This is a genomic window from Streptococcus mitis (genome assembly GCF_002096835.1).
GTDB classification, from domain to species: Bacteria; Bacillota; Bacilli; order Lactobacillales; family Streptococcaceae; genus Streptococcus; species Streptococcus mitis_W.
The window spans coordinates 248,469-271,233 of the sequence record NZ_NCVG01000022.1; the positions used below are offsets into that span (position 1 = coordinate 248,469).

At 39.0% G+C, this 22,765-nt stretch carries 5 protein-coding genes; 4 read left to right on the plus strand and 1 reads right to left on the minus strand.

Annotation, left to right across the window (positions count from 1 at the left end; all coding sequences use genetic code 11):
• The first annotated feature begins 86 nt into the window (after positions 1-86).
• From B7699_RS06610 to pyk, 4 genes are all read left to right on the plus strand, one after another.
• Positions 87-15,524 carry a mucin-binding protein gene (locus B7699_RS06610; protein ID WP_084927616.1) on the plus strand — a complete coding sequence of 5,146 codons (15,438 nt, stop codon included), beginning with the start codon at positions 87-89 and terminating at the stop codon, positions 15,522-15,524.
• 124 nt (positions 15,525-15,648) lie between these two features.
• Positions 15,649-18,750 carry a DNA polymerase III subunit alpha gene (locus B7699_RS06615; RefSeq protein ID WP_192852011.1) on the plus strand — a complete coding sequence of 1,034 codons (3,102 nt, stop codon included), beginning with the start codon at positions 15,649-15,651 and terminating at the stop codon, positions 18,748-18,750.
• Between the two features lie 81 nt (positions 18,751-18,831).
• On the plus strand, positions 18,832-19,839 hold the full coding sequence (gene pfkA, locus B7699_RS06620; protein WP_000820863.1) for a 6-phosphofructokinase: 1,008 nt from the start codon (positions 18,832-18,834) through the stop codon (positions 19,837-19,839).
• Between the two features lie 56 nt (positions 19,840-19,895).
• Positions 19,896-21,401, plus strand: coding sequence for a pyruvate kinase (gene pyk / locus B7699_RS06625; RefSeq protein ID WP_004259601.1), 1,506 nt, complete (start codon positions 19,896-19,898; stop codon positions 21,399-21,401).
• Between the two features lie 314 nt (positions 21,402-21,715).
• Here the strand turns inward: pyk and B7699_RS06630 are convergent, their stop codons facing one another.
• Entirely contained in the window at positions 21,716-22,702 is a 987-nt protein-coding gene (locus B7699_RS06630; RefSeq protein WP_020901464.1) for an L-lactate dehydrogenase, read from the minus strand.
• Positions 22,703-22,765 lie beyond the last annotated feature (63 nt).

A 22,765-nucleotide genomic window follows, 5' to 3' on the forward strand; every position in this document is an offset into this window, starting at 1 on the left:
TTTGTTGACTAAATCGGGGGGGGTAGTATAATTTAAGTATGTAACTGTATACATGGTTACAAATCTAAAAAAAGAAAGTGATAAAAATGTATAAATCAAAAAGACAAAAAAATAAATCTTTTGATTGGTATGGTTTGAGTCAACGCTTCTCTATCCGTAAGTATCATTTTGGTGCTGCGAGTGTACTTTTGGGTACAGCCTTGATTTTGGGTGCTGCCCAATCTACTGCTAAGGCGGAAGAAGCTACTGCTGACAACAAAACAGAAGCCGTAACCTCTACTCCAAAAGATGGTGAGGGGGCAACTTCTCCAACGAATGTGACCTTGCCAGCTACTGAAGCTAGAACAGGAGCTCCTGTTCTAGATAAAAAAGAGTTGAGCGAGGAAGAAATCGCAAAGTTAGCAGCGGAAGCGTCTAAGAAAGACGATAAAACATCTGAAACTGCTACAAGTGAAAAAACAGAGGTTGCTGACAAAGAAAAAGCAACTCTAGTAGCTGATTCTACAGCTAAGAAATCTGAGAAAGCAGTTGATGATAAAGCTGATAAGCAGAATGAAAAGAAAGCAGAGAATCCAATTGCTGCTACAAAGACAATCCTTGAACAGTTAACATCAGAAGCTGAAGTTCTTAATACAACTGCAGCAAACTATGCTGAGAAAAAAGTTGAAGATAAGTCTTCTAAAGAAGCTATTGCTGCTGCAGTAGCAGCGGCGAAAGTAGAAATTACTGCATCTAAGAAAGTTCTAAACGAAAAAGATGTTACCGCTGAGCAATTGAATCTTCAACTCCAACGTATCTCATCAGCTATTGAAGCTGTTTATACTGAGATGAAACGTGCAGGTCATATCGGTAAAGTTGAGGCTGTGTTGGCTGATGTAACAGCTACAGTTAAACTTCCAGAAAGAACAAAAGTACGTAACACAAGTTCTCTTACTGATGAAGAAGTAGATGGAATTATTCGTCAAGTACGTATCGCTAATCCAAATCTTACAGATGCTGATAAAATTTCAGTATTAAAAAACTCTGGGCAAGCGAACAATGCTGGGGAAGTAACAATTACTTATGCTAATGGAGATACTGCGAAAATCGCTAGTGGAGATGCTATTATCGGTGCTGGGGTAGCTCGTAACGTAGAAGGATTGAAAGATGCGATTAACTGGTTCGAGTTTTCAGCTGCCTCAATTGTTTATCCAGATGGAACAGAAGTTGGACCAGCAAGATACCTTGATACACCAAAACGAATCCAAGTAGATCATCCAAATGGTAATGGTAGTAAGGTAACTGCAAACTTAAACATCGTTCGTGATGTTAAATACACAGATGGAACTACTGGATTAACAACAGATGATAAATTCTTAAATAGTGGAATTACAGAATTTACAGTACACGAGTACTACACAGGTAGATTCCAAAATAATAACGAAGCATATGAAGTAATAAAAGAGGGTATGGTTTTTAAAGTACCTACTCGTGTCAAAGGTTATAACTTAACGCTTCGTGTAGAAAAATTAGCGCCAAAACAAGTAGCGACAGATCCAAATAGCACGGAAACTCGTGGTAAAAATGCTATGAGCGCAGCAAATGCAGATAAGTTTAAGCCGGTTAAGATGATTCTAACAACGCAAGATAGAACGAACTCTTATCTATATAAAGCAGGTATGACAATCACAGATAAGAATAATAGACCAGCTTTAGGGGCTATTACTACGAACCGTGATGGTGCCAATGCAGGGATTACCTTCTCAGCATCGGCGACATTTAATGGTCAACCAGTGCCGGTTAACTTAGTTGCAGCAGATGGAGAAGAAAGCGGTCGTGGTGAGGTTCTACAGTTTGAAACAAATGGTTCAAATTGGAAAGAATTAATGGCGATTAATTTGACAGAAAAACAACAAACGGCTCAAGCAGGGTACAAACTTGGAGGAGATGTTAAAGCTACTACAGAAGGAGAATTGGATTTCTATGCTGGATATACAAGAAATAAGATTGGATATAAAGCTAGTGAGTGGGTTAACAAAACACAAGCTGTAGATGATCAAGGAAACCTAAGATATGACTCACAAGGTCGTCCGATAATGACTGAAACTGCCTATGGTACGAAATTCTTTGGTCCTACATGGAATGCGATGCGTCAAGGTAATGCCTTAGGATTGGCTTTCTCAGAGGGTGTAAGTGAATTTAGCATGTACATAAACTCTGCTGGAGCTCAAGCAGGAAGTATTGGTTTCGTAGTATATGACGGTGGAGATGCTCCGCAATCATTTGGTACAGCTCAACATGTCATCGGAAATATTAACCGTGTGAGTGATCAAGGACAACAAGTAGTTGCGACTCAACCACACTTTGGGGAAGAACCTGGAGATCCTGACTTCCGTTCAACAGCTACAGACCCTTCAGGAGCATGGGTGTTAGATGACCTTGTTAACACAAATGGTTATAGAATTATCACTATGCAAGAAGGTAATGCTGTAACAAACGAAGCGGGAGAAACAGGTACATATAAACTAGTTGATGTAAATGGTCGTAAGACACCTGTACTTCTTAAGAGTGATGGTTCGACTACAGCTCTAAAAACTGGTGATATTTTAAAAATTAATAATCCAGAAGATAACTTCCCAATTAAAGGAATTTTCGATGTTGCTTCTCAAGGTGTCGGAGTCGGTACATTACCAGATGAAGGAAAAGGTCAATTGTTAGATCCAGCAGTAGCTACGGACTATAAACTTCGTCAAGCAACTGATAGTGAGTATGTACTTGATGGTATTAAAGTAAATCCAGGAGAAAACAACGAAAAAGCTTATGCCCGTGGATGGGTGGACTTCAATAATAACGGTAAATTTGATGAAGATGAGTCTTCTGAAGTAGTAGAAGTAACTGGAAAACAAACAGTATCGTTCAAATTCAAAAACACACCACAATTATTGAATACTTCTATAGATGATTTAGGTGTTCGTTTACGTATTGCGTTAGACAAGAATGAGATATTGTCGCCTACTGGATTAGCATCTTCAGGGGAAGTTGAAGACTTCTTAACACACGTTATCCATCCGCCGCGTGGTAAGCAAACTAAAACTAAGAATTATCAAGGCGAAAAACAAACTCTTGAGATGAGTACATCTGATTTGTTTACAGCAACTGGTAAAACAGATAGATCGAACTATCAAAACTGGAACCAGATTGATCAAACAATCCCACCTAAAATTGTAGTAACAGAGTCTGTTGTTGCAAAAGAAGTACCAACAGGAGATGCAGATGTTAACGTTACAGATCCATCAGGGACTACAGTTTATAGAGGAACAGTTGTAAAAGTTTACGATAAGCGAAACAACGAATTAGGAACAGCTGTCAAAGTTACAAACCCACTGAATGGAACAACTGAATACTTATTAAGTAATTATACAGAGTACGACACTGCTGGAAACAAAGTAGGGGTATATTCTTTAAATAAAGAAAACAATGGCTTGAACAAAGCAGATAGTAACGGAATTTATAAAACGAAAATCGAATTTACTCCTGAATTAGCTTATGTTGGTACAGCAAAAGGTATCGCTATCCGTGCATGGGATGAAAACCGCGTTTCTACTGGATGGAGTGCAAATGATAAAACTATCGAAGAATCAAAACGTAACATTACTCTGGCAGATAAAGATAAAATTTTAGCGAATGTTAATGAGGATGTTAACGGTAGATTGTCTATGGATACGACTTATGTACCTACTGTAGTAGATATTAAACCTGTCGGTAAAGATGAAATAACTACTGACGTTCAAGGAAAAGAACAATCTGCAACACCAAAAATTCCAGATCACGGAACAGTAGAATCGATTACAGACTCTAGCATCGATGAATCAAAAATTTCAAAAGAGCATGTATTAATTGATAAGACAAAACCAATTACATTCGCTAATGAGAAAATTATTCCTGGTAAAGTTTATACTGAAGATACTAAAGTAATAGAAGAAACAGTATTAACTTATGAAGATGGTGGAACTGAAACATTCAAACCAGCAGATAAAATTCCTGCAGGAACTGAAATCGCTAAAAGTGGTTCTCTTACTATCACTGGAGAAGGAAATGTATTGGTAAGTGGAGTTCGTATCACTGAAACAGGTACAACGAATTCACCTAACAAGGTCCCTGCTGGCTCAGTTCTTGAAGGTGCACAACCTACAGCTCCAGAACCAATTAAAGTTCTTAGAAACGGAATAGAAGTAACCGTTAATACAGGTGAAAAACTACAAGTAGGAGATAAATTAATAACACCACTACCTATTGTTGATGGAAAACAAATCACATTATGGAAAGTTCCACTACAAAAAGGTGATGTAATCCCGGCAGCTTATTCTACTTTTAAACCTAAATTAGCAGAAGAAACAAGCGTAGACAAGTTAACTGGTACAAAAGGTGCTACTTTAACTTTCGATGGAAATAAATATGTTTACAACAATGATACTATTCCTCAAGGTACAAAAACAGTTGGTACAACAGTTGATTTGTCAACAATAACACTTCCTAATGCAACACACGTTGATCCAGCAACAGGAGTAGTAACAACTGTTCCACGTCGTTACACAACAATAAGTGATAATAAGATTGTAATTGAAAATGAGGGAACATACACAATTGTACCTAAGACTTCAACTAACGAAAAAGGTCAAACAATTTATGAAGATGCGAAAGTAGTCTTCACTCCAGATCCAAAATTCGTAGGGGTAGGTACTGGTGTAACCCTTAAACAACCAGACTTAGACTACAATACTCGTGTAGACGGTGACAAAGTAACATCTCGTTATGGAACAGACTATGGATATGCTAAATACACTCCAGTTGTAACTCCAGATTTAACAGCTACTATCACTCGTAAGATTCACTATGTATACGAAGGTGACAAGAGTACGCCGGCTACTGCTAAGAAACCAATCCTAACAATCGATGACAAACCAGTAGTAAATGAACAAACATTAACTTATAACCGTGACTATATCATCATGGAAAAAGATGGAGTAACTGAAAAAGATATCAAAGTTGCTAATGCTGTGACTTTAAATGCTCCAATTAAGATTAAACGATTTGTTAAGGAAAATAATCAAACAGTAGAAAAAGAAATTACAACAAATACACTTCAACCAGGTGATGAAGTTAAAGCTGGAACGCAGTTATCAGCAGGTACGGTAATTATCGGAGTATGGAAACCAATTAATGATGAAAATGCTAAGTTCACACCAATCATTTCACCAGTTCTTAAAGGATACACTGCAGAAGTACAATTACCAAGTACAGAGTATACTAAGAAAGAGGAAAATGGTGTTCAAACACATGTTCGTAATGCAAATAGTACACCAGCGGGTATTTATACACCATCAGCACCAGGTGGAAATGTAGATACTGTAAACGTAGGTGCTTATGAACCATTAGTATCAGTAGTTCGTGCAGACGATAAAGATGATTTTGATGTGTATGTTTACTATAAAGCTGATAAACAAAAAGCGAATGTTGTCTACATCGACTTAGATGAAAAAGGTGACAAACGTGTACTTGAAACACAATCAGGAACTAAAGTATCTGAATTACCAACAGGAACAACTCAAGATCCTAAAACAACATATGGTGTTGAAAAATTATCTGGTGAATCTGATTCTACAATTCCTTATGACACAGCAGATACAATTAAGAAATATACAGATAAAGGTTATGAACTAGCTTCTGACGACTATAAGAATGACGAGAATGGTAGAGCGTTAGCTGATGGACGTAACTTCGATGAAGATTCAAGCGTTGACCAAACATTCTACGTTTACCTACGTCACAAAAAAGAACAATTATCAACAAACGACAAACGTACAGTAACTCGTCATATTGAATACAAATATGCAGATACTGACGATGTTCCAGCTGATAAGAAAGGTCAACCTGTTGAGGAAGCATTAGCGAAGACAGTTACAGAGGTATTAACATTCGAACGTACTCGTACACTTGACATGGCTACAACAGCTAAATTATTCGAAAATGAATACAATGCTTATAAAGCCGTTTTAGCGAATAACGCTGTAGGAAGTGACGCTGAAGTTGATGCTCGTGCTAATTTATTTGAATTTGTACAAGGGGAAGTGAATAAACCGACAGCTACTGATGAAGTAAAAGCAATCATTAGCTACGGTGAATGGCAAGCGAAACCAGGTACAGGTGAAAATATCGAATTAAGTGCAGCAGAGAAAACAATCAAAGATAGTAAATTCAACGATGTAGTTTCTCCAACAGTACCAGGTTACTTACCAGATAACGCTAAAGTAGAAGCAACAGCTGATGTTAACCCTGAATCAGATCCAGATGACTACACTGTAACAGTTACTTACTCACCAGGAGATCAAAAAGCAATTGTTAACTTCGTAGAAGTTGATAGAACAAATACTGATCAAGTAATCACTCCAGGACTTGCAGATCCAGTGACACTTACAGGTAAATCAGGTGCAGCATTCCCAACAACAGCAAATGATTCTGTTCAAGCGAAAATTGCTGAGCTTGTTAAGAAAGGTTACGAGTTAGTAGATAATGGAAATGGATTTGTATCAACTGACAGCTTCGACACAAATTCTGCAGTAGATCAAACATATACAGTGAAACTACGTGCTAAAGAAGCTCCAGTAGTACCGACTGACAGTGTAACTCCACAACCAGGTCAACCAGTAGATCCAGGTAATCCAGATGGACCAAAATGGCCTGAATCAGTTAAAGATCTTAAGAATAAAGATGTTGTAAAACGTACAATTAAGTATGTATACGAAGATGGAACACCAGTAATTGATCCAGCAACAGGTGCACAAAAAGTAGTTGAACAAACTGCAGAATTCACACGTACATCAAATGTGAACCTAGTAACAGGAAACATTACGTACGGAGATTGGACACCAGCGAAGGAACTTGCGGCAGTAGCTTCACCAACAGCAACTGATATTCCAGCAGTAGCAAACCACATCGTAAGTACAGCAACAGTACCAGCGGTAACAGTGGCTGCAGAAGCAGATGATATTACAGAAACAGTAGTATATCGCCAAGTGAAACCAATTACGGTACAACCAAATGATCCAACACCAACGAAAGATCAACCAATTGATCCAAACAATCCAGATGGACCAAAATGGACAGAAGATCTACTTAAGAAATTAGAAGACGCTCGTAAAGAAGAAGTAAACCGTACAATCACGTACAAATACTCAGACGTAGCAAGTGAACTAAAAGCTGATGATGCAGCTAAAGCAGGTCAAAACGCAGCTAACGAAGTTACAAACAAAGTAGAATTCAAACGCCCAGTAACAATTGATCCTAAGACATTAGAATTCACATATGGAGATTGGGTAGCTACAAACAATGATACTACATTAGAAGGAAACACAACTGTTCCAGTTGTCCCAGGATATGTAGCAACAGGAGATGTAGAAAAATCTAAAGCTAACGTAACAGATGTAAAAGCTGAAGATAAAGATATTACGGATAAAGTAGTGTACAAAGCTTTAGGTAAATACGTACCAGTAGTACCAGAAGGATTTACACCACCAACAATTCAAAATCCACAATATCCAAATAACAATGATGATCCATCTAAACCAGGGGATCCAACAACTACAACTAAGATTCCATACGTACCTGGATTAACACCGTTAAATCCAACTACAGGACAACCGTTAGAACCAGTAACACCTGGTAATCCAAAAGATGGATACAAAGTCCCAGAATTACCAAAAGATCCAACACAAAACACTACAATCACGTATGTTAAAGACGGATCACAAGTGGCGGTAACACACTTCATCGAAGTAAACAGCGCAACTGATAAGACAGAAAAAGGTGCAGTAGCAACATCAATCGTTGATACAGGCGATACTGGAAAAGCCTTCACAAAAGGTCAATCAGTAACAGACACAATCAACGCATTGAAAGCTAAAGGATACACAGTTGTAGAAAATGGATACCCAGCAAACGGAACATTTGATGCAGATGTAACTACAAACCAAGAGTACAAAGTACTAGTAACTGTTAAACCAGTAACGATTACACCAAATACTGATGTTCCAAATGAAGATCCAAATACACCGGTAGATCCAAACAATCCAATTCAACCAGGTAAACCAATTGCTCCAACTAATCCAGAAGGACCAAAATGGACTAAAGACTTGATTGATAAGTTAAGAGATGCTCGTAAAGAAGAAGTAACACGTACAATCACGTACAAATACTCAACTGAAGCAAGTGAATTAAAAGCTGACGATGCGGCTAAAGCAGGACAAGAAGCGGCTGATACAGTTACAAATACAGTAACATTCAAACGTTCAGTAACAATCGATCCAGTTACGAAAGAATTTACTTATGGAGATTGGGAAGCTACAAACGGAACTACATTAGCAGGTAAAGCAGCTCTTCCAGTTGTCTCAGGATATGTTGCAACTGGAGATGTAGAATCATCTAAGAAAAATGTAGAAAAGGTTAAAGCAACTGATAAAGATATTACTGAAAATGTAGTCTACAAAACGGTAGGTAAATACGTACCAGTAATTCCAGAAGGAATCATACCACCTGCGAATACAAACGTAGATCCAAAACCTTATACAAATGATCCACAAGATGGTTCTAAAGTTAAAGATCCAGATCCAACTAACCCAGTGGTACCAGGAACAACAACACCAATCGTTCCACAAATCCCAGGAACTACACCAGTAGGTCCAGATGGAAAACCATTGAAACCTGTTGATCCAGCAGATCCAAGTAAAGGATACGTACCACCAACACCAACAGATCCAACGAAAGATACATCGATTATCTACGTTAAAGACGGATCACAAGTGGCAGTAGTTCACTTCGTAGATGATAAAGGTAACTCTGTAAATGAATCAGTTATTGAAACTGGAGATACAGGTGGAACAATTAGCACAACTAAAGCAGATGCCGTTAAGACTGCGTTAGAAGCTAAAGGTTATGAAGTAGTGGCTCCAACAGATGCACTTTACACAGCAGATAAAGAAGGATTCTACAAAGAAGCAGATCGTAAATTTGACGCTGTAAGTGATAAAGCTACTGGAGCAGCTAACGAGAAAGTACCTAGCCAACAATACTATGTAATTGTTAAGGCGAAAGAACTTCCAGTCGTACCAACGAAACCAGTAAATCCAAATAATGATCCAGTAGATCCAACAGATCCAACAACTCCAAACAAACCACGTGATCCTGAAACTACGGTAACACCAAAACCAACTGATAAAGTACCAAACGATCCTAAGAACCGTACTTACGGAGAATTAGGATTAGTAGAAACAGTTACACGTACAATCAACTACGTGAAGAATGATGGTTCTAAAGCTGCAGACCCAGTTAAAGAAATATTAACATTCACACGTAAAGCGAAAATCAATGCTGTAACTGGAGAAGTAACTTACTTAGATAACGATGGGAATGCGTCAACGAAAGAAGCAGGTCCATGGACTCCAGTAAATGGTGATAAATTCGCAGAGAAAACATCACCTTCAGTAACAAACTACACACCAACAGTAGAGAAAGTAGCTGAAAAAACAGGTGTAACAGCAACAGATCCAGACATCGTTGAAACAGTAGTGTATAACCCTTCAACAACAACTATCGATCCAAATCCAACAACTCCAGGTGGAAATGTAGAGCCAAATTCACCTGTACCAGGAGATCCAAAAGGACGTACGTACAAAGATCTAGGATTAGTTGAAGAAGTAACTCACACAGTTCATTACAAACTTGAAGATGGATCAGATGCAGGTATTGCAGATAACGTTCAAAAAGTAACATTTACACGTACTGCTAAGATTGATTCTGTAACAGGAGCAATTCTTGAATACGGTAAATGGACACCAGAAATGAAAGAATTTACTGCAGTAACAACTCCAACACAAGATGGATACATTGCTTCAGCGAAAACATCTACAGCAAATGCTAATGTAGGAGCGACAGATAAAGATACAGAAGAAACAATTATCTACCGCAAACTTGGTTCATACGTGCCAGTAGTTCCAGCAGGCGTAACACCTCCAGCGGACTTCGATAAGACACCAAAACCATATCCAAATGCGACTCCAGAAGATCCAACGAAACCAGGAACTCCGACTACAACAACAACGATTCCTGAAATCCCTGGAACAACTCCAGTAGGACCAGATGGAACACCATTAACGAAAAATCCAAATGGTGGATATGACGTACCACCAGTACCAACAGATCCAACTCAAAACACTACAATCACGTACGTTAAAGATGGATCACAAGTTGCGGTAACACACTTCATTGAAGTTAACAGTGCAACTGATAAAACAGAAAAAGGTGCAGTAGCAACATCAATCGTTGATACAGGAGATACAGGAAAGGCCTTCACAAAAGGACAATCTGTAACAGACACAATCAACGCTTTGAAAGCTAAAGGATACACAGTAGTAGAAAATGGATACCCAGAAAACGGAACATTTGATTCAGATGTAACTACTAACCAAGAGTACAAAGTACTAGTAACTGTTAAAGAAATTCCAGTTACACCAGACGATGTAACTCCAACTCCAGATACTCCAATCGATCCAAATAATCCAAATGGACCAAAATGGACTCCAGAGTTAATCAAAGAGTTAGAAGAAGGACGTACAGAAGACGTTAAACGTACAATCAAGTACATCTACTCAGACGGAACAGCAGTTGAAGATAGCAACCTAACTTCAGTAGCTGATAAGAAAGAGAAGACGTTAACATTCAAACGTTCAGCAACAATCAATCCTGTAACAGGTAAGATTACGTTTGGAAACTGGACTCCAGCTAAACAATCATTCGAAGAAGTAACATCACCAGAAATCGACGGTTACATTGTGGACAGAGCAACTGTACCAGCTAAAGAAGTAACAGAGACTGCAGGAGATATTACAGAAGTAGTAGTGTATAAGAAACTTGGTTCATATGTACCAGTAGTACCAGAAGGAGTAACAGTACCGCCAGGAACTGATACAACACCTAAGGTATATCCAAAAGATCCAACGGATCCAACAAGACCAGGAACACCAACAACAGTGATTCCTCATATACCTGGAGTAACTCCATTAAATCCATCTACAGGTAAACCATTAGAGCCAGTAACACCAGGTAGACCAGAAGACGGATATAAAGTACCACCAGTACCAACAGATCCAACACAAGACACTAACATTGTTTATGCGAAAGACGGATCACAAGTGGCAATCGTTCACTTCGTAGATGAAGATGGAAATGCTGTTCACACTTCATTCGTAGAAGCAGGAAATGCAGGTTCTAAATTCACTAAAGCAGGTGAAGTGGCTAAGATTGTTACAGAATTAGAAAAATCTGGATACAGTGTAGTATCAAATAAAGCAGATCAAAAAGAATATCCAGGAAAAGAAGGAGAATTCGATAGCGTTGATGATAAAGGTGAAAACGGAGTGTCTCAAGTTTACTACGTAACAGTAGCTAAACCAGTTCCAGTAACTCCAACAGATCCTAAGAACCCTAACCCAGGAGATCCAATCGATCCGAATAAACCGGACGGACCAAAATGGACTGAAGATGCTCTTAATAAACTAAACAACATTAAGACAGTAACTCGTACAATTACTTACGTTAAAGCTGGTACTGATGAAGAAGTATCATCAACTGAAGCACCAAAAGTAACTGACAAAGTAAACTTCAAACGTACAGCAATTGTAAATCCAAAAGATGGTTCTCTAGTAGGATACGACACAAATGGTGACGGTAAAGCAGATGTACCAGCAACTGACACTGACAGTGGATGGACAGCTGTTAACAACGACACTACATTTGATAAAGTAACATCACCAGTAGTTAAAGGATATGTTCTGAAAAATACAGCTCAAAAAGAAGTAGCAGAAACAACAGGCTTAACTCCTAAATCTGATAATGAAACTATCAAAGTAGAGTACGTACCAGTTGGAACATGGACACCGAAAGTACCAGAAGGTGAAACACCAATTAATCCAATTCCATATCCAAATGATCCAAAAGATCCAGGAAAAGTTGTAGATCCAAACGATCCAATAAATCCAAACGATCCAAACAAACCAAGTGTACCAGTGATTCCACATATCCCAGGAACAACACCAAAAGATCCAAATGGAAATCCACTGAAACCAGTTGATCCAACAGATCCATCTAAAGGATATGTACCACCGACACCTAAGACTCCAACTGAAAATACTGAAATTAAGTATGAAAAAGATACTCAAAAAGCAACAGTTAAGTATGTTGTTGAAGGAGCAAACACTGTTCTTCACACAGATAACTTAGAAGGAAAATCTGGAGAAGCAATTAACTACTCAACAGCAGATAAACTTGCTGACTTGAAAGTACTTGGATATGAATTAGTAACTGACGGATTCACAACAGCGACAGATAAGAACTTCGATAAAGATACAAAAGTTGATCAAAACTTCGTAGTAACAGTGAAACCAAAAGTTGTAGACGTTCCACCGTTTGATCCAACAAATCCGAACGATCCAAATATTCCAAAACCAGGACAACCAATTGATCCAGAAAATCCAAATGGACCAAAATGGACAGAAGAGCTAATCAAGTCATTAGACACAACTAAGCATGTTAACCGTACAATTTCTTATGTGAAAGAAGATGGAAGCAAAGTTGAGTACTTAGATAAAGATGGAAATAAATCTACAGCCGATGTGACTGACAAAGTAACATTCACTCGTGACTTGAAAGTTAATGTCGTAACTGGTAAGATTGTTGATCCTAATGTAGCTTGGACATCTAAAGACACTACATTCGATGCAGTGAAATCACCAGTAGCTCCAGGATACGTTCTGAAAGATGCAACTCAAAAAGTAGTAGCAGAAACTACAGGATTAACTGAAAACTCTAAAGATGAAACAATCAAAGTAGTTTACGTACCAGTAGGAACATGGGTGCCAAATGTACCGAAAGGTGAAACACCAATCGATCCAATTCCATATCCAAATGATCCAAAAGATCCAGGTAAAGTTGTAGATCCAAACGATCCAACAAATCCAAACGATCCAAATAAACCAAGCGTACCAGTGATTCCACATATCCCAGGAACAACACCAAAAGATCCAAATGGAAACCCACTGAAACCAGTAGATCCAGAAGATCCAACAAAAGGATATGTACCACCAACACCTACAACACCTACAGAGAACACTGAAATCAATTACGAAAAAGATACTCAAAAAGCAGTAACGAAATTCGTAGATCCAAGTGGGAACCCAATTCCAGGTGTAACGAACATCGAAGAAACTGGTAAATCAGGTGAGCCATTAACGAAAGCAACAGAAGTAACTACAGAAATTGCTAAGTTAATTGCTAAAGGATATGATCTAGTAAGCAACAACTATGGTAAAGATAATAACGGAAACTTTGACAAAGATTCTGGAAAAGATCAAGAATACACTGTAGTGTTAATACCACACGTTGAGCCAATTAAACCATTTGACCCAACAAATCCAGACGATCCAAATACTCCAAAACCAGGACAACCAATCGATCCAAATAATCCTGATGGACCAAAATGGACTGAAGAGTTAATTAACAAACTTGAAACTACTAAACACGTTACTCGTAAAATCACTTATGTAGAAGATGGTACAGATAAAGAAGTTGCAGACAAAGCAACTGACAAAGTAACATTTACTCGTGAAGCTAAGATTAACGTTGTTACAGGCACTATCGAATATGGTAAATGGACTCCAGTAAACAACGATACTACATTTGATAAAGTAACATCACCAGTAGTTCCAGGATACGTTCTGAAAGATCCAGCTCAAAAAGAAGTAGCTGAAACTACAGGATTAACTGAAAACTCTAAAGATGAAACAATCAAAGTAGTTTACGTTCCAGTTGGAAGACTTGTACCGAAAGTACCAGAAGGTGTAACACCACCAACTCCAACGCCTTACGATAATGATCCTCAAGATCCAGGTAAAGTTGTACCACCAAGTCCAACGAAACCAACAGATCCACAAGATCCAAATAGTCCGAAAGTACCAGTAATTCCTCATATCCCAGGAACAACACCAAAAGTTCCACAAGACCCAACGAAACCAGTGGATCCAAACACTAACCCACTTGTACCGTTGAAACCAGTGGATCCAAAAGATCCATCTAAAGGATATGAAGTACCACCAGTGCCAACAGATCCAGGTACGGATACACCAATCGTTTATGAAAATGATAAACAAAAAGCTATCACTAACTTCGTAGATAACAATGGTAAAGTAGTATCTGATCCAGTAGTAGATCAAGGAGATTCAGGATCTAAATTCACTAAGTCTGGAGATGTTGAAAGCAAGATTAAAGAACTTGTTAAGAAAGGTTATGTTGTAACAAGCAACGATTACCCTTCAGCAGATACAGATAGAGTATTCGACAACGATAAAGATAAAGATCAAATCTTCAACGTTAAAGTTACTCCATTAATTGTACCTACAGATCCAAATAGCCCTGATCAACCACAGGTGCCAACTGATCCAACGAAACCAGTAGGTCCAAACAACCCACTGAAACCAGTAACACCATCAACGCCAGAACCAGGTAAACCAGTATTCCCAGAAGATCCAAACAGCCCAGTATGGCCTGAAACAGTGAAAGATATGGTTACAGAAACAACTGCAACTCGTACAATCACTTATGTGGATCGCAATGGAAAAGAAGTCGCAGCTACTCACACTGAAACAATCAAGTTCAAACGTACTGCGAAAGTGAACCTAGTAACTGGAGATATCACATATGGTGAATGGATAGTAGTAGGCAATGATACTATCTTAGATGGTAACAAGTTACCGAAAGTGGATGGATATATCGCTCGTGGCGGAGATATCGAATCATCTCAAAAAGATATTAAAGCAACAGCAGGTGTAAACATCACTGAAAGAGTTGTTTACGACAAACTTGGATCATGGATTCCAAAATTACCAGAGGGACAAACACAAGTTCCACCAACTCCATATCCAAACGATCCGACAGATCCAACGAAACCAGGAACAGATAGACCACGTGTACCATACGTACCAGGATTTATCCCTGTAGATCCAAATGGAAATCCATTGAAACCAGTTGATCCAAACGATCCAACGAAAGGATATGAAGTACCGGTTGTACCGGCAGATCCAACTCAAGATACGCCAATCAAGTACATCCCTGTTCCTAAGCCAAATAATGGTGGTGGCAACAATGGAGGCGGAGGTGGTAATACACCAACTCCACAACCTCAACCAAATCCAACTCCTCAACCAGAACCTAGTCCTGCACCAAATCCTGTTCCAGTGACACCTGAGACTCCTGAACAACCAGTAGTTCCAGTGGCACCTGAACAACCAGCAGAGCCTGCTACACCACAGTATATGGATGGTCAACGTGAACTTCCAAATACAGGTACAGAAGCACACTCTAGTCTTGCAGCACTTGGACTTCTAGGAGCTTTGAGTGGATTCGGATTGATTGCTCGTAAGAAAAGAAAAGACGAAGAATAATTCAGACTTTCTTTCAAACAGTGATTGATTCAGCCTAAGAAAGAACTTGAGATTTAATATCTCAGGTTCTTTTCTTTTTTGAAAATGGTATAATATAGTGAGAACGATAGAGGAGAAGTGTAAATTGATCGCACAACTAGATACAAAAACAGTCTATAGTTTTATGGAGAGTGTCATTTCAATCGACAAGTATGTGAGAGTAGCAAAAGACTATGGATACACTCATCTGGCTATGATGGATATTGATAATCTTTATGGGGCTTTCGACTTTCTAGAGGTTACAAAAAAATACGGCATTCATCCTTTGTTAGGGCTTGAAATGAATGTGTTTGTAGATGACAAGGATGTGAATCTGCGCTTTTTAGCTTTATCTAGTGTGGGCTATCAGCAGTTGATGAAGCTTTCAACAGCCAAGATGCAGGGGGAGAAAAGTTGGTCAGTTCTATCTCAGTATCTAGAGGATATTGCGGTAATTGTGCCTTATTTTGAAGAGCTTGAGTTGTTAAATCTAGGCTGTGATTACTATATAGGGGTTTACCCAGAAACACTGGCCAGCGAATTTCACCATCCTATTTTGCCATTGTATCGGGTCAATACATTTGAAAGTAAGGATAGAGAAGTTCTTCAAGTATTAACAGCGATTAAAGAAAATCTCCCCCTCAGAGAAGTTCCCTTGCGCTCACGACAAGATGTCTTTATATCAGCAAGTTCTTTAGAGAAACTATTCCAAGAACGTTTTCCTCAAGCCTTGGACAATTTAGAAAAGCTTATTTCAGGTATTTCTTATGATTTGGATACTAGTCTGAAACTGCCTCGCTTTAATCCTGTTAGACCAGCAGTAGAAGAGTTGAGAGAACGTGCTGAATTGGGGCTTGCTCAGAAGGGGTTGACTGGTAAAGAATATCAAGACCGTCTAGACCAAGAATTGGCTGTTATTCATGATATGGGCTTTGATGATTATTTCTTGGTTGTCTGGGATTTGTTGCGTTTTGGACGTTCGAATGGCTATTATATGGGAATGGGACGGGGTTCTGCAGTCGGTAGTTTGGTTTCCTATGCCTTGGATATTACAGGAATTGATCCAGTTCAAAAGAATCTCATTTTTGAACGTTTCCTCAATCGTGAACGCTATACTATGCCTGATATTGATATTGATATTCCTGATATTTATCGTCCAGATTTTATCAGATATGTTGGTAATAAATATGGCAGTAAACATGCGGCTCAAATCGTTACTTTTTCTACCTTTGGAGCCAAGCAAGCTCTTCGAGATGTCTTGAAACGCTATGGTGTGCCAGAGTATGAATTATCTGCAATTACCAAGAAAATCAGTTTTCGTGATAATCTCAAGTCGGCCTATGAGGGGAATCTCCAGTTTCGTCAGCAAATCAATAGCAAGTTAGAATACCAAAAAGCCTTTGAAATTGCCTGCAAGATTGAGGGTTATCCAAGACAAACCTCTGTCCATGCAGCTGGTGTTGTGATTAGTGACCAAGACTTGACCAACTACATCCCTCTAAAGCATGGCGATGAAATTCCACTGACTCAGTATGATGCTCATGGTGTTGAAGCAAGTGGGCTTTTGAAAATGGATTTTCTGGGGCTGCGAAATTTGACCTTTGTCCAGAAGATGCAAGAGTTGCTTGCTGAAACAGAAGGTGTTAAGATAGCTATCAATGAGATTGATTTGGAAGACAAAGAAACGTTGGCTTTATTTGCATCTGGCAATACAAAAGGTATTTTTCAATTTGAGCAACCTGGTGCCATTCGGCTGCTTAAGCGTGTGCAACCAGTCTGTTTTGAAGATGTCGTAGCGACTACTTCTCTAAATAGACCAGGTGCTAGTGACTATATCAATAATTTTGTGGCGAGAAAGCATGGGCAGGAAGAAGTGACAGTTCTGGATCCAGTACTGGAGGACATTTTAGCTCCAACCTACGGTATCATGCTCTATCAGGAGCAGGTTATGCAGGTTGCTCAGCGATTTGCTGGATTTAGTCTTGGGAAAGCTGATATTTTACGTCGGGCTATGGGGAAAAAAGATGCTTCTGCCATGCATGAGATGAGGGCTTCCTTTATTCAAGGCTCATTAGATGCTGGTCATACTGCGGAAAAAGCAGAGCAGGTCTTTGATGTCATGGAGAAGTTTGCAGGTTATGGATTTAATAGATCTCATGCCTATGCCTACTCAGCCTTGGCCTTCCAGTTGGCTTATTTTAAAACACATTATCCAGCTATCTTTTATCAGGTCATGTTGAATTCTTCCAACAGTGATTACCTAACAGATGCACTTGAAGCAGGCTTTGAAGTAGCACCATTGTCCATCAATACCATCCCCTATCATGATAAAATTGCCAACAAGTTCATCTATCTAGGTCTGAAATCGATTAAAGGGGTCAGCAATGATTTGGCGCTTTGTATTATAAAAAATAGACCTTATTCTAACATTGAAGATTTTATAGCTAAATTACCTGAGAATTATTTGAAACTTCCTTTGCTAGAACCTTTGGTAAAAGTTGGTCTTTTCGATTCATTTGAAAAAAATCGTCAAAAAGTATTCAATAATTTAGCTAATCTATTTGAATTTGTGAAAGAGTTAGGAAGCTTGTTTGGAGATACTACTTATAGTTGGCAGGAATCGGAAGATTGGACGGAACAAGAAAAATTCTATATGGAACAAGAGCTTCTAGGAGTGGGAGTTAGCAAACATCCACTACAAGCTATTGCAAGTAAGGCTATCTACCCAATTACACCAATCGGAAATTTGTCAGAAAATAGTCACTCAATTATATTGGTTGAAATTCAGAAAATAAAAGTGATTCGGACCAAAAAGGGTGAAAATATGGCCTTCTTACAGGTAGATGATAGTAAGAAAAAATTGGATGTTACCCTCTTCACAGACTTATATCGACAGATTGGGAATGAGTTGAAAGAAGGTGGATTCTACTACATCAAAGGGAAAGTACAGTCACGTGATGGCCGTCTGCAAATGATTGCACAAGAAATAAGAGAAGCAGTGGCTGAACGCTTCTGGATTCAGGTGAAAAATCATGACTCGGATCAGGAGATGTCATGTATTTTAGATCAGTATAAAGGCCCAATTCCAGTCATTATCAGGTATGAAGAAGAACAGAAAACTATTGTTTCTCCCCATCATTTTGTGACTAAATCTGATGAATTAGAAGCAAAATTGAATGGAATCGTTATGAAAACGATTTATCGCTAAAATTACGGAAAATAGAAGAATTTTCTAATTAAATGTGATATAATCAGTAAGAATGTTAAAAGAAAAAGGAGCATAACCAATATGAAACGTATTGCTGTTTTGACTAGTGGTGGAGACGCCCCTGGTATGAACGCTGCCATCCGTGCAGTTGTTCGTCAAGCAATCTCAGAAGGAATGGAAGTATTTGGTATCTATGATGGATATGCTGGTATGGTTGCTGGTGAAATTCATCCCCTAGATGCAGCTTCAGTAGGAGACATCATTTCTCGTGGTGGTACTTTCCTTCACTCTGCTCGTTACCCAGAGTTTGCTCAACTTGAAGGGCAACTTAAAGGGATTGAGCAATTGAAAAAACACGGAATCGAAGGTGTAGTTGTTATCGGTGGTGACGGATCTTACCACGGTGCTATGCGTTTGACTGAACATGGATTCCCAGCTATCGGTCTTCCTGGTACAATCGATAACGATATCGTTGGTACTGACTTCACAATCGGTTTCGACACAGCGGTTACTACTGCTATGGACGCTATCGATAAGATTCGTGATACATCATCAAGTCACCGTCGTACATTTGTTATCGAAGTTATGGGACGTAACGCAGGTGATATCGCTCTTTGGGCTGGTATTGCAACTGGTGCTGATGAAATCATCATTCCTGAAGAAGGATTCAAGATTGAAGATATCGTAGAAAGCATTAAATGTGGTTACGAGTGTGGTAAAAAACACAATATCATTGTCTTGGCAGAAGGTGTGATGTCAGCAGCTGAATTTGGTCAAAAACTTAAAGAAGCTGGAGATACAAGCGACCTTCGTGTGACAGAACTTGGACATATTCAACGTGGTGGTTCTCCAACTGCGCGTGACCGTGTTTTGGCGTCACGTATGGGTGCCCATGCCGTTAAACTTCTTAAAGAAGGTATTGGTGGTGTTGCGGTTGGTATCCGTAACGAGAAAATGGTTGAAAACCCAATTCTTGGAACTGCAGAAGAAGGAGCTTTGTTTAGCTTGACTGCAGACGGTAAGATTGTGGTTAACAACCCACATAAAGCTGACCTTGAGCTATCTAGCTTGAATAAGAGCTTGTCATAATTTATAATTTTGTTAAAAAGACCAAAAAGGTCATATATAAAGGAGTCACAAAAATCATGAACAAACGTGTAAAAATCGTTGCAACTTTGGGTCCTGCGGTAGAAATCCGTGGTGGTAAAAAATTCGGTGATGACGGATACTGGGGTGAAAAACTTGATGTTGAAGCTTCAGCTAAAAACATTGCTAAATTGATTGAAGCTGGTGCTAACACATTCCGTTTCAACTTCTCACACGGTGACCACCAAGAGCAAGGTGACCGTATGGCAACTGTTAAACTTGCAGAAAAACTTGCAGGTAAAAAAGTTGGTTTCCTTCTTGATACAAAGGGACCAGAAATCCGTACAGAATTGTTTGAAGGAGATGCAAAAGAGTACTCTTACACAACTGGTGAAAAAATCCGTGTTGCGACTAAACAAGGAATCAAATCAACTCGTGATGTGATTGCATTGAACGTTGCTGGCGCTCTTGATATCTATGATGATGTTGAAGTTGGTCGTCAAGTTTTGGTTGACGATGGTAAACTTGGTCTTCGTGTGGTTGCTAAAGATGACGCAACTCGTGAATTCGAAGTTGAAGTTGAAAACGATGGCGTAATTGCTAAACAAAAAGGTGTTAATATCCCTAACACTAAAATTCCTTTCCCAGCTCTTGCTGAACGTGATAACGACGATATCCGCTTTGGTCTTGAACAAGGAATTAACTTCATCGCGATTTCATTCGTACGTACTGCAAAAGACGTGAACGAAGTTCGTGCAATCTGTAAAGAAACTGGAAACGGACACGTTCAATTGTTTGCTAAAATAGAAAACCAACAAGGTATCGACAACTTGGATGAAATCATTGAAGCTGCTGATGGTATCATGATTGCTCGTGGTGACATGGGTATCGAAGTACCATTCGAAATGGTTCCAGTTTACCAAAAAATGATTATCAAGAAAGTCAATGCTGCTGGTAAAGTTGTTATCACTGCAACAAACATGCTTGAAACAATGACTGAAAAACCACGTGCAACTCGTTCAGAAGTATCAGACGTATTCAACGCTGTTATCGACGGTACTGATGCTACAATGCTTTCAGGTGAGTCTGCAAACGGTAAATACCCACTTGAGTCAGTAACTACAATGGCTACAATCGACAAGAACGCTCAAACTCTTCTTAACGAATACGGTCGTTTGAACTCAGATTCATTTGAACGCAACTCTAAGACAGAAGTAATGGCTTCAGCTGTTAAAGATGCTACTAACTCAATGGACATTAAATTGGTTGTAACTCTTACTAAGACAGGTCACACTGCACGTTTGATTTCTAAATACCGTCCAAATGCTGACATCTTGGCATTGACATTCGACGAATTGACAGAACGTGGATTGATGTTGAACTGGGGTGTTATCCCAATGTTGACAGATGCTCCATCATCAACTGACGATATGTTCGAAATTGCTGAACGTAAAGCAGTTGAAGCAGGACTTGTACAATCTGGTGACGATATCGTTATCGTAGCTGGTGTACCAGTTGGAGAAGCTGTTCGTACAAACACAATGCGTATCCGCACTGTACGCTAAGTAAAATGAAAAAAAGCCTATCATATCAAGCTTTCTAGCCTATATGATGGGCTCTTTTTTTGTCTAGGGGGCAAAAGGGGGCAAAACTTTTTACTTTCTACTCAATGCGACAGTATCAAGTGCGTCAAGTACTGCTTGCTCCAGACTTTTTGTAACGTGAGTATAGATCTAATTGGTAGTTTTCGGATTTATGCTCAAACTGTGACATGATAGCTTTTAAAGTTATGTTGTTTTTACGTAAACTTCATAAAATGTTTAGTTAAGATAGAGATAAAAAAACTCCTTGATGACTCAAGGAGTTATTACTATCTAAATTAGTTTTTAGAAGCTGCTTCGAATTCTGGATTTTTCCATGCTTCGTCAATGATAGCTTGCAATTCTTTAGCAGATGCTTGCATTTTTTGAGTTTCTGCGTCGTTCAATGGGATATTTACTGGACGAACGATACCATGTGCACCAACAACAGCTGGTTGACCGATAAAGACGTTCTCAACTCCGTATTGACCTTCTTGGAATACTGAAAGTGGGAGTACTGCGTTTTCGTCGTCAAGGATTGCTTTAGTGATACGAGCAAGGGCTACTGCGATACCGTAGTATGTTGCACCTTTTTTGTTGATGATTGTGTAGGCTGCATCACGAACACCTTCGAACAATTCAATCAATTCAGCTTCTTGAACATTTTGAGTGTCTTTAAGGAATTCTTCAAGGTTTACACCAGCGATGTTAGCGTGTGACCAAACAGCGAACTCAGAGTCACCGTGTTCACCCATAATGTAGGCGTGGACTGAACGAGCATCAACATCCAATTTTTCAGCAAGTGCTTGACGGAAACGAGCTGAGTCAAGTGAAGTACCTGAACCGATAACGCGTTCTTTAGGGAATCCAGAGAATTTCCAAGTTGAGTAAGTCAAGACGTCAACTGGGTTAGCAGCAACAAGGAAGATACCTTTGAAACCTGATTCAACAACTTGAGTTACAATTGATTTGTTGATAGCAAGGTTTTTACCTACAAGGTCAAGACGAGTTTCACCTGGTTTTTGAGGCGCACCTGCAGTGATTACAACAAGGTCAGCGTCTGCACAGTCAGAGTATTGAGCTGCATAGATTTTTTTAGGTGAAGTGAAGGCAAGGGCGTGACTAAGGTCAAGCGCGTCACCAACAGCTTTTTCATGCAATTGTGGAATTTCGATAATTCCAAGCTCTTGTGCAATTCCTTGGTTAACAAGTGCAAAAGCGTAAGAAGAACCTACAGCACCATCACCGACAAGGATAACTTTTTTGTGTTGTTTAGTTGAAGTCATTATTCTAAACATCTCCTTAATTTTATTCAGGGATTTCCCCAGTTATTTCAATTTTATCACTTT

Coding starts and splice junctions, on each gene's coding strand:
- B7699_RS06610 (WP_084927616.1), top strand. CDS start 87: ATGTATAAATCAAAAAGACAAAAAAATAAATCTTTTGATTGGTATGGT.
- B7699_RS06630 (WP_020901464.1), bottom strand. CDS start 22,702: ATGACTTCAACTAAACAACACAAAAAAGTTATCCTTGTCGGTGATGGT.
- pyk (WP_004259601.1), top strand. CDS start 19,896: ATGAACAAACGTGTAAAAATCGTTGCAACTTTGGGTCCTGCGGTAGAA.
- pfkA (WP_000820863.1), top strand. CDS start 18,832: ATGAAACGTATTGCTGTTTTGACTAGTGGTGGAGACGCCCCTGGTATG.